This is a genomic window from Chitinophaga sp., from assembly GCF_036569185.1.
In the GTDB taxonomy this organism is placed as follows: Bacteria; Bacteroidota; Bacteroidia; order Chitinophagales; family Chitinophagaceae; genus Chitinophaga.
Window position 1 is genome coordinate 15,501 of the sequence record NZ_DATCRD010000026.1, and the last position, 14,667, is coordinate 30,167.

At 47.5% G+C, this 14,667-nt stretch carries 11 protein-coding genes; all 11 read right to left on the reverse strand.

What is annotated here, in order from left to right; all coding sequences use genetic code 11:
• Positions 1 to 3: 3 nt before the first annotated feature.
• Complete coding sequence (locus VIM72_RS01820) at positions 4 to 3,351, reverse strand: TonB-dependent receptor (protein WP_332001162.1); 3,348 nt, start codon at positions 3,349 to 3,351, stop codon at positions 4 to 6.
• Between the two features lie 48 nt (positions 3,352 to 3,399).
• The gene (locus VIM72_RS01825) at positions 3,400 to 4,347 is read right to left on the reverse strand and encodes a FecR family protein (RefSeq protein WP_332001163.1); all 948 of its coding nucleotides are present in this window, start codon (positions 4,345 to 4,347) and stop codon (positions 3,400 to 3,402) included.
• 64 nt (positions 4,348 to 4,411) lie between these two features.
• Entirely contained in the window at positions 4,412 to 4,996 is a 585-nt protein-coding gene (locus VIM72_RS01830; protein ID WP_332001164.1) for an RNA polymerase sigma factor, read from the reverse strand.
• A gap of 262 nt (positions 4,997 to 5,258) precedes the next feature.
• A complete protein-coding gene (locus tag VIM72_RS01835) occupies positions 5,259 to 6,956 on the reverse strand; it encodes a GMC family oxidoreductase (protein ID WP_332001165.1) in 1,698 nt (565 codons plus the stop codon).
• Positions 6,957 to 7,037: 81 nt separating this feature from the next.
• Entirely contained in the window at positions 7,038 to 8,735 is a 1,698-nt protein-coding gene (locus tag VIM72_RS01840) for a GMC family oxidoreductase (protein ID WP_332001166.1), read from the reverse strand.
• Positions 8,736 to 8,765: 30 nt separating this feature from the next.
• Positions 8,766 to 9,341 (reverse strand): gluconate 2-dehydrogenase subunit 3 family protein, encoded by a 576-nt coding sequence (locus VIM72_RS01845; RefSeq protein ID WP_332001167.1) that lies wholly within the window; start codon positions 9,339 to 9,341, stop codon positions 8,766 to 8,768.
• A gap of 175 nt (positions 9,342 to 9,516) precedes the next feature.
• Positions 9,517 to 10,266 carry a L,D-transpeptidase family protein gene (locus tag VIM72_RS01850; RefSeq protein ID WP_332001168.1) on the reverse strand — a complete coding sequence of 250 codons (750 nt, stop codon included), beginning with the start codon at positions 10,264 to 10,266 and terminating at the stop codon, positions 9,517 to 9,519.
• Complete coding sequence (locus tag VIM72_RS01855) at positions 10,263 to 10,547, reverse strand: hypothetical protein (RefSeq protein WP_332001169.1); 285 nt, start codon at positions 10,545 to 10,547, stop codon at positions 10,263 to 10,265. The genes VIM72_RS01850 and VIM72_RS01855 overlap by 4 nt, the downstream gene beginning before the upstream one ends.
• A complete protein-coding gene (locus VIM72_RS01860) occupies positions 10,529 to 11,350 on the reverse strand; it encodes a hypothetical protein (RefSeq protein ID WP_332001170.1) in 822 nt (273 codons plus the stop codon). Before VIM72_RS01860 ends, VIM72_RS01855 begins: the two co-directional genes overlap by 19 nt.
• Before the next feature lie 666 nt (positions 11,351 to 12,016).
• Positions 12,017 to 13,147: a 4-hydroxyphenylpyruvate dioxygenase gene (hppD, locus tag VIM72_RS01865; RefSeq protein WP_332001171.1), complete on the reverse strand. Its 1,131-nt coding sequence runs from the start codon at positions 13,145 to 13,147 to the stop codon at positions 12,017 to 12,019.
• A gap of 50 nt (positions 13,148 to 13,197) precedes the next feature.
• Positions 13,198 to 14,355 (reverse strand): homogentisate 1,2-dioxygenase, encoded by a 1,158-nt coding sequence (locus tag VIM72_RS01870; protein ID WP_332001172.1) that lies wholly within the window; start codon positions 14,353 to 14,355, stop codon positions 13,198 to 13,200.
• Positions 14,356 to 14,667 lie beyond the last annotated feature (312 nt).

A 14,667-nucleotide genomic window follows, 5' to 3' on the forward strand; every position in this document is an offset into this window, starting at 1 on the left:
TTATCAGAAGTTGACAGCCATCCCGGCAGAATATGATTTGGTACTTGAATAGGCTGCGCCTCTTCCGTTTCCTACTTCTACGTCCCAGAGTTTGAAGGGCGAGAAGGTAAGGATGTTAACGCCCTGCAGGAAGATGTTGGCGGATTTGAGCCTGATGCGTTTCATCCAGGCGTCGGGCAGGTTATAGCTCAGCTGCAGCGTTTTCAGGCGGATATAGTCGCTGTTCTTAATCCACCAGGTGCTGGCGGCGTAGTTGTCGTTCAGCGAACCGGCCATCAGGCGGGGATAGAAAACATCCTGCCTGGGATTTTCTTCCGTCCACCGGTCGTTGATATTACTGAACAGGTTACCCCTGCTGAGGCCCTGTTGGAAAGGCATGGTACCTTCGCCGTTCAGCAGTACATCCACATGGGCTGCACCCTGGAACAGGGCCGAGAGTGCAAACGCTTTATACCCGAGTGTAAAACCAAAGCCGTAAACAATTTCAGGTACATCGCCGTAGCCGATTGGCGCCTGGTCGTAAGAGTCGATCACACCATCGCCGTTAATGTCTTTATACTTAATGTCCCCGGCACGTACATCGCCTGGCTGCCGCGGTGAGTTCTGTACTTCTTTATCGCTTTCAAAAAGGCCCAGTGCAATGTACCCGAAGCGTTGTCCTACGCGTAGCCCTTTACTCTCAAGCCATGGGTATTTCCAGCTGGGATCATCGTTTTCCACCACCTTGTTCCTGTTATAGGTGAAATTGCCCAGCAGTTGCAGGGAGAAAGCGCCGATGCGGCGGTTATAGGTTACAGACGCATCTATCCCTTTGTTATCGATCACGCCTACGTTTCCAAACGGCGCGTTGATCATGCCTACATAAGCCGGCAGGGATTTGCGGCGCAGGAAAATACCACTGCGGTATTCCCGGAACAGGTCTACCTGTAAAGTGAGATCGTCGTGCAGCAGCCCTATATCGAAGCCCAGATTGGTTTTACGGGAGGTTTCCCATTGTACGTCCACTGCGTATTCTCCAATTTCCTTACCGGTAAATTTCTGGTTGATGCTCTTACCAAAATAATAATCGCTGGTATTGGCTACGGTAGCCAGGTAGGCAAACCTTCTGCCGTCGATGTTGCTGTTACCCACTATACCATGTGAGAAGCGGATCTTGAAAAGTGATACTGTATTTTTTATACCGGAGAAGAAATTCTCTTCAGATACTACCCAGCCCAAACCGGCGGAAGGGAAAAAGCCATAGCGGCTATCAGGATAAAAGTTTTCTGACCCGTTGTAACCAAAGTTCACCTCAGCAAAATACCGGTTACGGAAGCCATAGGTAAAGCGCCCCGCCAGCCCCTGGAAGCGATATGGTAAAGAGGTTTCCAGGTCACCTGCATAAGTATTGGCCTTATCGCTGCGGTTGTAAAGCAGCATACCGGATACATCATGTTTGCCAAAGCTCCTGTTATAGTTGAGGCCCAGCTCAGAATAGAACGTGCGCTCACCCTGGTTGCTTTTGGTATACTGGAGAAATTCGGTGCCTATTGCTACCTGGTCGAAGGTAAGGTTTCCATTTGCATCACGGCCGTTGGCCAGCCAGGTATCAGGTATTTTCGTATAGCGGTTACTGGTATAGTTATAGGCGTCAAATGAAAACATACCGGTTACAGACAATCCTTTCGTAAGAAAAGGCAGCTCCTGGGTAAGCCGCAGGTTAGAATACACCTGGCTTCTCCATTGGTTGGCATAGCCGCCCTGGGTAAGACTAGCCCATGGATTGGATAAACTGCCGGAGCGTATATCGGCTACTTTCCCATCCGGGTAACGGGTGGGGATCTGTACCGGCGTCATAAAATATGCATCCGTAAAAATTTCGGATACACCGGTGGTGGGCAGGTTCACATTACTCAGGTAGCCCTGTATACCTAGTTTAACAGTAGTGGTGGAAGATGGTTTCAGCGTAATATTGGAAGTAACATTATAACGTTTCAGGAAGATAGAGGAATTATATTTCGTAAGCTCATCTGTTTTATACATCCCCAGCTCATCATAGTAACCAAGACCAATATAGTATACCGACTTTTCAGAACCGCCGCTGATGTTGGCATTCGCGTTCCTCACTTTTCCGTTGTTACGGAAAAGCTCTGCAAACCAGTCGACATTCGGATACAGGTAAGGATCGCTGCCGTCGGCGGTTTTCTGTATCGCTTCATCGGAATATACCGGTGCGCTGCCCCGTGTGGTCAGGGCTTCATTCGATAATTTCATATAGGTAGGCCCATCTGCAAAGGAAGGCAGTTTGGCAAATTGTGTGATGCCTTCTGTATAACGCAGGTTATACGCAGGCTTTCCCGGCTTACCACTTTTTGTGGTGATGAGGATAACGCCATTGGCGCCACGCACCCCATATACCGCTGTAGCAGATGCATCTTTGAGCACAGAGAAGCTTTCAATATCTTCCGGATCTACGTTGGAAATACTCCGGGGCACGCCGTCTACCAGTGTTAGCGGGGCGCTGAACCCCTGCGTAAAAGTGGAGATACCACGGATATAAATATTGGCATCATTGTAACCTAATTCCCCGCTGCGTTGTACGGATACCATACCGGCCACGCGGCCACCGAGTGATTGCGTAAGATTGGATACAGGTTGTTTCAGCTCCTTTGGTGAAATAGTAGCCTGCGCGCCTACCAGGCTGATCTTCTTCTGTTCTCCGAAACCTACTACCACTACTTCTTCCAGGGCAGAGGATGCTTCCTGTAATACCACATCTATCTTTTCCCGCTGATGCACAGGGATCTCCTGTTTGCGGAACCCAATGAGGCTAAACACCAGTACAGCATCATCATCTACCGATAAAATAAATTTCCCGTTGGCATCAGTACCCGTGCCCAGGCGGGTGCCTTTAATGGCAACCGTGACGCCTACCATTGGCTGACCGGTGGTATCAATTACGATACCGGTGATCTCTCTTTTACCTTCTGCCAGCTGGCTGCTAACAGGCAATTGCTCTTTTACAGCCACCGAAATATTCTGGCCGGATGTTCTGAACTGCAGTCCGGTGCGGCTTTCTATGTCCTGCAGCAACCTCGCTACGGCCATATTTTTGTAGTTCACGGTTAACTTCTTTCCAAAGGCTTCCAGCGATTTGTCGTACAGAAAACGGAAAGAGGTTTGTTTTTCAACAGCACGGAAAATGGTAGTCACGGACGCATCTTTCAGCTGGATAGTGACAGTTTGTGTTTTCGGGTCCTGCACCTGCGCATGTACCGGCAACATATAAACGGCTGCCGCCAGGAATGAGCACAGGATGACCCTCACGGCCTTTTCCAGGCCGCGTGAAGCGGGCAATAAAATTAGGATCATACGTTAGGTTTTGTTAGCGTAGTATGTATTAAAACAGGATTAAGCGATTTACTTTTTATTGATACGGATTATATTTCCCTGGCGATGATATTGCAAATGATAAATAAAACAGATAGACTCCAGTACTGATTCCAGCGAGGTATTGGCCTGTTGCCCTGACAATACATGCCTCCCTGTTTCCGGTGCATCCAGCACAATGCGGACACTGTACCATCTTTCCAACGCAGTGGTTACTTCCGCCAGCGTAAGGTTATTCATATTGATAATTCCCTGCTGCCATGAATTCATATTATGCGGCTCCTCCCGGAAACTGGCAAACTGGTTGGCGGCGCTGTCGTAGCTGGCTTTGCTTCCCTTACCAAGCACAAGCTCCTTCCCCGCCGGCGCCGTTACTTTTACCTTTCCGCTGGCCACACTCACTACCAGCTTTTCACCGGGATAATGTTTCACATTAAACGATGTGCCCAATACTTTCGTTTGTACGTTACCGGTATATACTATAAAAGGTGTATTGTCCGGATGGATTTCAAAAAACGCTTCGCCTTCCAGTATTACATCCCTGGACGTTGCTGCAAATGTGTTACTGTAACGGATAACGGAGCGTGCATTCAATATAACGGAAGAACTATCGGGCAGGGCTATACGTTTTATTTCCCCATCACCTGCCGCAATGACGGTATACACCGGTTGATGACGTGGCCATAATAATACCAGTCCCAGCAACACCAACAACATGGCGGCATACGGTAACCAGCGACGGAAATAACCGCGTTTCACCGTTGTATCTTTTTGCACAGCGGACTTTACCACTTTATTTTTCAACTCCGCCGGCAAGGGTTGCGGCTCGCTTTGCAACCATTCTTCCGCCGGCATCAACACGCGATGATCCTGCTCTTCAAGTAACTGTAAAAGTAAACGGAGCTCATCTCCGCTGGCGGTATCATGTTGTACTTTATCTATCAGCTCCTGTAACAGGCCGGCGTCACGTTTCATCATATACAGTTAACTTCTGCCTATATATACACTAAAAAAAGAGGGGCTACTTAGTGGAAGAAAAAAATTATTTCAGGAAGAACAAGATCAGTAAGATGATATAGGAATCTTTCAGTTCAGCCTTTATTACTTTCAGGCTGCTATGAATATGAGATTCAACCGTACGTACAGAGATGCCCAGTTTATCGGCAATTTCGCGGTGCGACAATCCTTCTTCCCTGCTCATCCGGAAAACCGCACGCTGCTTGTCTCCCAGCGAATCCAGCACATCCTGGTACTGCCGGTACAGCTCATTGTAATCCAGTCGCTGCAAAATACCGTCTGCCGGTTGCAGCAGTGCATTTTCCGGGTCTGTGGTCATCAGCCGGCGATTCACTTTATTACGGATAAAATTCAGGATATGATTTCTGGCAATGGTGAATAACAATACCTGCACATCAGCAGTCTCATCCAGTTTTGTGCGGAAGTGCCAGAGTTTGAGAAAAATATCGAGCAATAATTCTTCTGCATCTTCCTCAATTCCCACCTTCTTCCTGCAATAGCCCAAAACCCTGGGCCCCAGCAGATCCAGCAGGGAGCTAAGCGCTTCTTCATCGCCTTCACGGAAACGACGCAACAGGATTGGTGAAATAGAAGTAGTAGAATTGTCCATGCAGGAGACAAAATTAATAAGCCATTGTTAACGTAAGGTTATGATATGATTAACAGCGTGCGGTCGATTATTTTTCATTGTTCGTCTGGTGGAATTCGCCCATCAATATTAATAAAAATAATTTTGCGGAGAAAGAAATTTCAGATGGGAGCCAGGGAAAAAAGCAGGGGTATTTTTGGGGAGAAATGGAGTGACAGCTTTTTATCTGCCAGGAGAACAAACAAGGGAAACCGGTAATGGTAACCGGTTTCCCTTGAGCTATTTAAATATTGCCTTTCTTCAGTTCTTTCACTGCATGATCGCATGCCCGCGCAGTAAGCGCCATATAAGTGATAGAAGGATTTACGCAGGAAGAGGAGGTCATGCAGGCGCCATCTGTTACAAATACATTTTTGGCGGCATGTACCTGGTTGAAATCATTGAGCACAGATGTTTTTGGGTCCTTACCCATGCGGGCAGTTCCCATCTCGTGGATACAATGTCCTGGCGGAGGAGCGCCATCATAGCCATGCACATTTTTCAATCCGGCTGCTTCCAGCATTTCAATCGCGCTGGCCTGCATATCCTTGCGCATGGCCATTTCGTTTTCTTTGAACTCACAGTCGATATCCAGTGTGGGCAATCCGTATTTATCTTTCTTATTTTTATTCAGCGTCACTTTATTCTCAAAATACGGAAGGTGCTCGCCCCAGGAGCCGATGCCCATGGACCATTTACCGGGCTCGCCCTGGGCTTCTTTCAACTGAACGCCGATACCGTCCATATTTATACCCCGGCCTCTTCCGGCCCCGCCCTGGTAGCCAAATCCGCGCACATAATCTTTCTGCATGGTGTTGGCGTTGGTGTTGCGGAAGCGTGGAATATAAACACCGTTTGGCCTGCGGCCGCTGCTGTAGTATTGGTCTTCAAAACCATCGAAATCACCACCGGCGCCTACACCGTAATGGTGATCCATGAGGTTATGCCCCAGTTGTCCGCTGTCGTTTCCAAACCCGTTCGGGAACCTGTCGGATACCGAATTGAGCATGATCCAGCTGGTGCCCAGTGTAGATGCGTTCAGGAAAATAATATCTGCATAATATTCTACCGTTTGCAGGGTATGGGCATCCATTACCCTTACGCCGGTAGCTTTGCTTTTATCTTTATCATATAATACTTCCAGTACAATAGAATCCGGGCGCAGGGTCATATTACCTGTGCTGGCTGCTGCAGGCAGCGTAACGCCATTGCTGCTGAAATAACCGGTGAACGGGCATCCGCGTGCACAAAGACTGCGGTACTGGCAGGGACCGCGGTTGTTTAATCCTTTGGTGAGATGTGCCGCGCGGCCAATGGTCATGATACGGTCGTTGTACTTTTCTTTGATGCGCGCAGCTACATGCTTTTCGAGGCAGTTCATTTCCATAGGTGGCAGGAACACGCCATCGGGCAGCTGTGGCAGGCCTTCCGCCTGGCCGCTCACACCAATGTATTCTTCCACATATTTATACCAGGGCGCAATGTCTTTATAACGGATGGGCCAGTCTACACCATGACCGTCCTTTGCGTTGGCTTCAAAATCCAGGTCGCTCCAGCGGTATACCTGCCGGCCCCACATGAGGGAGCGGCCACCTACATGGTAACCCCGCAGCCAGTTGAATGGCTTTATCTGATTGTAAGGATTCTCGTTGTCATTCACCCAGTACTGTTGGGTGGCTTCATCAAAAGCGTAGCACTGGCTCTGGATGGGATGATTCTCCCTCATTTCGTTGGAGGTATGAAGATGGTGCGGAAACTCCCACGGCGCTTTCATAGCGGTGGTGTAGTCTTTGATATGCTCTACATTGCGGCCTCTTTCCAGCACCAGTGTTTTCAGTCCTTTTTCGCTCAGCTCTTTGGCGGCCCAACCGCCGCTGATACCGGAACCTACCACGATGGCATCATAGGTATTTTCTTTTTCTGCCTTGATATTAAGATTCATGTTGTTGTGTATTGAAGCTAAAAGCGGCCAGGGATCAGCTTTTCAAAAGCTATCCCTGACCGCTACGTACTTATTGTTTCTTTAAATATTGCCTTTCTTTAACTCCTTTACAGCATAGTCTACTGCGCGTGCAGTTAACGCCATATAAGTAAGAGAAGGGTTTACGCAGGAGGCAGAGGTCATGGATGCACCGTCTGTGACGAATACATTCTTCACCGCGTGCATCTGGTTAAAGCCATTGAGCACGGATGTTTTAGGATCGCGGCCCATACGTGCAGTGCCCATTTCGTGAATGGCCATACCCGGATAGGATCCGTTATCGTATGTTTTCACGTTTTTAATACCGGCTGCTTCCAGCATTTCTGCAGCATCGTTCATCATATCGACGCGCATTTTCTTTTCGTTCTCCTTGAACTCTGCATCAAATTTCAGCACCGGCTGGCCCCATGCGTCTTTCACAGAAGTATCCAGGGTTACCTGGTTGGCTTCATATGGCAGGCATTCTCCGAAACCGCCTAAACCAATGCTCCATTGGCCTGGTTCGGTGAGCATTTCCTTGAAGTCTTTCCCCACGCCCATTTCAGCGATACCGCGGCTCCAGCCGCTGCGACTGGCGCCTCCCTGGTAACCGAATCCGCGGATGTAATCACGCTTATCACTTCCGATGTTACGGTAACGGGGAATGTAGATCCCGTTGGCACGGCGGCCAAAATAGTATTTATCCTCGTATCCTTCTGCAGTACCGGAAGCGCCTGTACGGAAATGGTGATCCATCAGGTATTTTCCCAGTACGCCGCTGTCGTTGCCCAATCCGTTGGGGAAGCGGGAAGAAGTGGAGTTTAGCATTACAAAGGTGGAGCCCAGGGTAGAACCATTGATGAAGATGATTTTTGCGTAGTATTCCACCATCTCTTTGCTGTGCTTATCGATCACCTTTACGCCGGTGGCTTTCCCTTGTTTCTCATCATAAATGATGGAATTTACGATGGAGTCCGGGCGCAGTGTAAGGTTACCGGTAGCCATTGCCGCAGGCAAGGTAGACGATTGGGTGCTGAAGTAAGCGCCGAACGGACATCCGCGGCTGCAAAGATTCCGGTACTGGCATTTCTCACGGCCGGGAAGCGGCTGGGTAATGTTGGCTACGCGTCCCATGGTGATAATACGGCCCTTATATTTTCCTTCAACCGCCGCCTTTACATCTTTTTCCACGCAGTTCATTTCCATGGCTGGCATAAACTGGCCATCAGGCAGCTGTGGAAGCCCTTCGCGGGTACCACTGATACCGGCAAATTTCTCTACATAATCGTACCAGGGAGCAATATCTTTATAACGGATAGGCCAGTCAATGGCGATACCGTCTTTCAGGTTGGCTTCAAAATCAATATCGCTCAGGCGGTACGACTGCCGGCCCCACATAATAGACTTACCCCCCACGATGTCCGGGCGGTACCAGTCGAAACGTTTTACTTCGTTATATGGACTTTCCGAATCGTTGATCCAGTATTTTTCGTTGTGCTCGCTGTATGGATAGTCGCGGCTCAGTTTAGGATGCGTTTCCCGCTGGTCTACCGTGATGCGCCCGCGGTGTTTGAACTCCCATGGGTCTTTGGTAGCTGTTTCATAGTCTTTCACATGTTCCAGCGGCTTGCCACGATCCAGCATCAGTACTTTTAAGCCTTTTTCTGTCAGTTCTTTGGCAGCCCATCCACCACTCACGCCAGAGCCGATAACAATGGCATCATAAGTGTTTTCTGCCTGCGCTTTTATATTCAGGTTCATTTTAGTCAGGATTTAAAAGTGAGAAGAAGATTACACTGCCCAGGCTTTTTCTCCTTTGGTATAAGGAGTGCAGCCTTCGTATTTACCCGGAACCGGAACATAACGCAACGCTTTGGTGGCGCCTGGTTCGGAGGTGAAATAGCCCAGCAGGGTTAATTCCTTCAGGTACTGGAAGTAGTGAGTGGGATCTCCTTCTTTTTTGTCTTTGCGCTTGTTATAGTCTACGCGCTCTTTTTCAATCCCTGTAAGGAGCTCTGTACGCTGCTCCGGGGTAATATCCATGAAGCCCTTTTTGAATTGCTTCTTACTGGCCTCATCAATTTTTGACAACCCATCCAGGAATACCTGCTGGTCTTCCTTCTTGTAGCAGTCGTTCATCATCACAATGATAAAGTCTTCTACTTTGGCATCTTTTGCACCAGGAGTACTGGTTTTGGGTATGATGGTTTCCGCTATCTCCGCCAGCAAAGCTTTGGTTTCCGGCTTTTGCAGATCGTAATTCTTAGGAGCTGATCCTGTACAGCTTTCCAGGGCTGATAACGTGGAAGCGGAAATGGCAGTACCCAACAAAATAGCCACATTCCTTATTGCGTCTCTTCTGTGCATAAATAGTAAATTGATTTGACCTCCGAACAAGTTGGAAAAAATTCTTCTAAAAACCAAATAAAGAAGGATGAAATATCGGTTGGCGCTGAAAATAACGGGAAATAAAAAAGATGGGTAGATGTAAGCCGGTTCTGCGACTCCCATCTACCCATCGGCCTGCACGGCATAACAGCCGTTACAGGATGTATTTTCCTTTATCGTCTACCAGTACAACCGGCAAACGGTGATGTTTTTCGAAATAATCATAAGCTGTTCTCAGTTCCGCCCAGAATTGTTTGGAAGAACTGTCGGTCAGCGAAAAAGTACCCAGGTAATTCATTGAGCCCGGGTTACCGAATTTAACCGGGAATACATGCACCGGTATAAAGTCCTGGCCTGCATTCTTGGCATTTACCGCTAAAATATATACCTCATCGATAAATTCATCGGTTAAAGGAATACAGCCCACAGTAATACAGTTGCCATGGATATAAATATCGCCGCCCGGGTTCTTCGGATCGCTCAGGATACGGTCGGAGAAATTAGGATAGTTGATCCCCAGGGACAGGTGGTAGTTACTGTTCGGGTTAAAATCGTTGATATAGTAGAAGCCTTCCGGTACCTGCCGGTCGCCTTCTTTGCGTTTTGGGCCCATTTTACCGGAAAGTGTACATACCCGGTATGATTTGAACAAACGGAAGGTATCCTGGGGATTATTCTTTACCCAGATCTCCATTTCACTGTCCAGTTTAAAGGAACGGACAAACATATATTTTGCCGGGTAAACAAGCCCTTTCTTTTCGAACTCCTTTTTCAGCAACTCTTCCTTTTCACGGTATGCCTCCCCTACTTTGGGAAACATCTTCTGGTTGTCGAGGAAAGATTGCTGGGCAAAAACTTTACCGGCACCCAACACCATCAGGACGATTACAACAAGTCGCTTCATAAACTATTCAACAAAATTTTAATATTTATACCAGGTTTATATAAGCAAGATAAAACAATAACAGGGCAATAATAAAATATATTATTATACTTACTTTCCTGTTGGCTATCTTCAATATATAATGTGTATGCCCCTGGTAGATCAATATGGCCGTAAAGGCCTGAAATATCCCGGACAGCAGGAACAATACACCGAACAGCGTTTGCATCCCCATAAAAACGGAACTCTGATTTTAATATTGTAAAGTTACGCGTTTCTTGCTTTACTGTAGCTTTATCCATTCCAGTTTTACGGTAGCCTCGTCCACACCGGAGCTGAAAGTAGCGCGCACCGGGTACTTCCCGCTGTAGGCGTAGGTATAGGTATTGGTAACCACCCTGGATGTATTGGGACTGCTGATGCTTTCGGTAAGCACGTTGTGGGCCGACAGGCTGCCGGCGCCTGCTTCCATTAAAATGGCCAGTTCAGGGTGTTGTTGGTGGGGGTTCTGTTTACGGTCATAGGTGTAGCTGACAGAAGACGTATATACGAACTTACTGTAGCCTGGCTGTTTGCCATAGGTATCCATTCTTTCCACATCCCCATCCTGGTTCCAGGTGTACTGCAGGTATCCGTTGTTTTCCCAGGCTGCTTTGGCAGCATTGCGACCAAACTGGTAGCGCCTGGCTATTTTACCGCTTTCGTCATACGCCAGGGAATCGTAGGCATACACGGCATTATTCCGGAAGTAGCTGATCTTCGATACCTTGTCATTATTATACTCAAACGACAGGTAAGGATCGCCGGTCACCGCTTTTTCATCGGCAGCCGACAGGCACTTTACCAGGCGGCCATTTTCATATACCGGCAGCTGGATATCGCTGTAGGTATCATTTTCCGACTTTCGTAGCTGTGTGATCCTGCGGATAGACTTATCGGCATTGTATTCCAGCAGGGTTTGCCCGGCCGGGGATACCACCTTGTGCAGGTACGTTTGCTGATCGCCTCCGTTACGGTTGTTTCCGTTACGGAAAGCAGTAAAGATAGTGAACGATGTCACCAAAGTGGCATAGATAGCCCCACGGGCTATGGAAGTTGTGAGCATAGGTTACAAATATTAAATATAAATATACTGTATAAAAATAACTAAAGTGTGGCAAATGTGGGAAAAGATGCAATATATACGCGCCTTTTTAGAGAGCGGTTTTCAATAACAATTCATTTACATATTGTTAACATTCGTATATGTGTTTTTGCCGCCTTCGGCGGCATGCGGATTTTGTCTGACTCAGGATTATGATGATTTTAATGATTAGCCTGATTTTCTTTTGGATTTTTTAAAGGATTGGGGAGATATGAGCAGATAGTGCATTTTTATTTCCCTGCTTATTTTAAACTCAAAATGAATTTTAATTCAAAAAAGCAGCATACTAAAACTAAAGGGAGACACAAGCGGATAATTCCACTTCCATCTCCCTTCTATTTCCAGATGTTGGTAAATCAAAGTATCAGCGTACCAGGCGCTACTTTCAAGCTAAAAAGGGAGATACAAGCGGATACTTCCACTTCTATCTCCCCTATTTTAAATTCAAATGCGGTCAGATCAAAATATCAGCATACCATGCGCAGATCTTTAAATATCTGGCAAATATTTCCGCTTATATCTCCCCAATCCTTTAAAAAATCCAAAAGAAAACTCAGGCTAATCATTAAAATCATCATAATCCTGAGTCAGACAAAATCCGCGCGCCGCCAAAGGCGGCAAGGAGAATTACAAATTCCCCCGCAGCGCCTGTTCCCGTTCAATAGATTCAAACAATGCCTTGAAATTGCCTTTACCAAAGGACTGGGCTCCCTTACGCTGAATAATTTCAAAGAATACAGTAGGCCGGTCCTGGATAGGCTTGGTAAAGATCTGCAGCAAGTATCCCTCGTCGTCGCGATCCACCAGGATGCCTAACTTTTGCAGCGGCGCTACTTCTTCATCGATCTTACCTACACGGTCCAGCAGCGTTTCATAATATGCCGGCGGTACTGTAAGGAACTCTACGCCCCTGTTCTGCAGCTCGGTCACGGTATGCACAATATCGTTGGTGGCAATGGCCACGTGTTGTACGCCCGGCCCGCCGTAGAAATCGAGGTATTCTTCGATCTGCGACTTCTTCTTGCCTTCCGCCGGCTCATTGATCGGGAATTTCACACGGCCGTTACCGTTACTCATCACTTTACTCATGAGGGCAGAATACTCGGTGGAAATGTCGCTGTCGTCGAAAGAGATCAGGTTCCTGAAACCCATTACCCGTTCGTAAAATTCCACCCAGGTGTTCATCTCATTCCAGCCCACATTGCCTACGCAGTGGTCTACATATAACAACCCGGTTTCAGTGGGCCGGTAATCGGTTTTCCACTCCCTGTAACCGGGCATAAACAATCCTTTGTAGTTTTTACGCTCTACAAACAGGTGCACGGTATCGCCATAGGTATGAATACCGCTGCGCACTACTTCGCCGGATTCGTCTTTTTCCACCACCGGCTCCAGGTAAGGCGTGGCGCCGCGTTTCACGGTTTCTTCGTAAGCGGAGCGGGCATCATCTACCCACAGTGCCAGCACCTTCACCCCATCGCCATGTTTGGCAACGTGACGGGCTATTTCCGTATCCGGCAACAGGGAAGTAGTAAGCACAAAGCGCAGCTTATTCTGCACCAATACATAAGATACCCTGTCTCTCACCCCGGTTTCAGGGCCTGCATAGGCCACCGGCTGAAAGCCAAAAGCTGTTTTGTAATAATGTGCCGCCTGCTTGGCGTTACCTACATAAAACTCTACATAATCGGTACCATTGAGGGGTAAGAAATCCTGCTGACCGGTTAAGTTGTCTGCATTCACTAATGCTGTTTCCATAACATTCAATTGTTTTGGTTTTATAAGTTGGTTGGTTTTCGTTTAATCATTTATTCTGCCCAGCTCATTACATAGCCGCTGTCTTCAATGCCCAGTGCAGCTTCTGTGATCTGCAACGGGTGAAAAGTATCTACCATCACTGCCAGTTCTTTTGTTTCCTTTGCGCCAATGCTTTTCTCCACTGCACCGGGGTGAGGCCCATGCGGAATACCCGCAGGGTGCAGGGTGATCATTCCCCGTTCCACATGTTTACGGCTCATAAAATCGCCGTCTACATAATATAACACCTCATCACTATCAATATTGCTGTGGTTATACGGCGCAGGTATAGCCAGCGGGTGATAATCAAATAAGCGCGGGCAAAAAGAGCATACCACAAAATTGTTCCCTTCAAAGGTTTGATGCACCGGTGGCGGCTGGTGTACCCGCCCGGTGATCGGTTCAAAATCGTGGATGGAAAAGGCAAACGGGTATTCGCATCCATCCCATCCTATCACATCAAAGGGATGGTGTTTATAATGAATGGGATAAATCACCCCCTTCTTTTTAATACGGATCAGGAAATCGCCTTCTTCATCGATGGTTTCCAGTTGCTGCGGCTGCCGGATATCCCGCTCGCAATAAGGGGAATTTTCCAGCAGTTGCCCATATTTGCTCAGGTATCTTTTGGGATAACGGATAGGGCTAAACGATTCTACGATAAACAGGCGATTACCTTCACTTTTGAAAGTGATCTGGTAAATAGTACCGCGGGGAATCACGAGATAGTCGCCATAACCAAACTCCAGTTGCCCATACTGCGTTTTCAACACGCCGCTGCCTTCATGTACAAAGATCATTTCATCGGCATCGGCATTTTTATAAAAGTATCCTTCCATACTTTTACGGGGCGATGCCAGTACTATATGCAGGTCGCTGTTGACCAGCACGGCTTTGCGGCTTTCTAAAAAATCGTCTTCCGGCCTGATATTGAACCCCATGAAACTGCGGTGTTTCAGCATCTTTTCTTCCGCTATCTTTGGCGCAACGGAATAAGGTTCGTCTACTTTCACGATCTCCGTAGGCGGGTGACAGTGATACAACAGGCTGGAGTGGGAAGAAAAGCCCTCCGTGGAAAACAACTGTTCCGAATACAGCTGGCCGTCCGGTTTGCGGAACTGGGTATGGCGCTTATGCGGTATCTGTCCGAGTTTATAATAATGTGGCATGACAGGTGGTTTGAAAAAATTGTTCCGGTGTATGATTAAATTGAATGGTGTATGATTCCTTGTACCGGTGTATGATCTATATTTTTATATACAGTGCAACCTGCAGAAAGCAGCTGAAAACTTACATATACATGCGCAGGAATAGCAACTGAATACTATTACAAAGTTACGGTATATAAAACACGAAGAATGGCCGGTAGCGGCCGTTGGGAAAGGTTATGCCAAAGTCGAATCCATGGCAAGCGTGGCCATGAGGAAGTAGTAGTTAAGCTGACTGTTGCTTGTATATTTCAGTGAAATGGACAAGTGGCA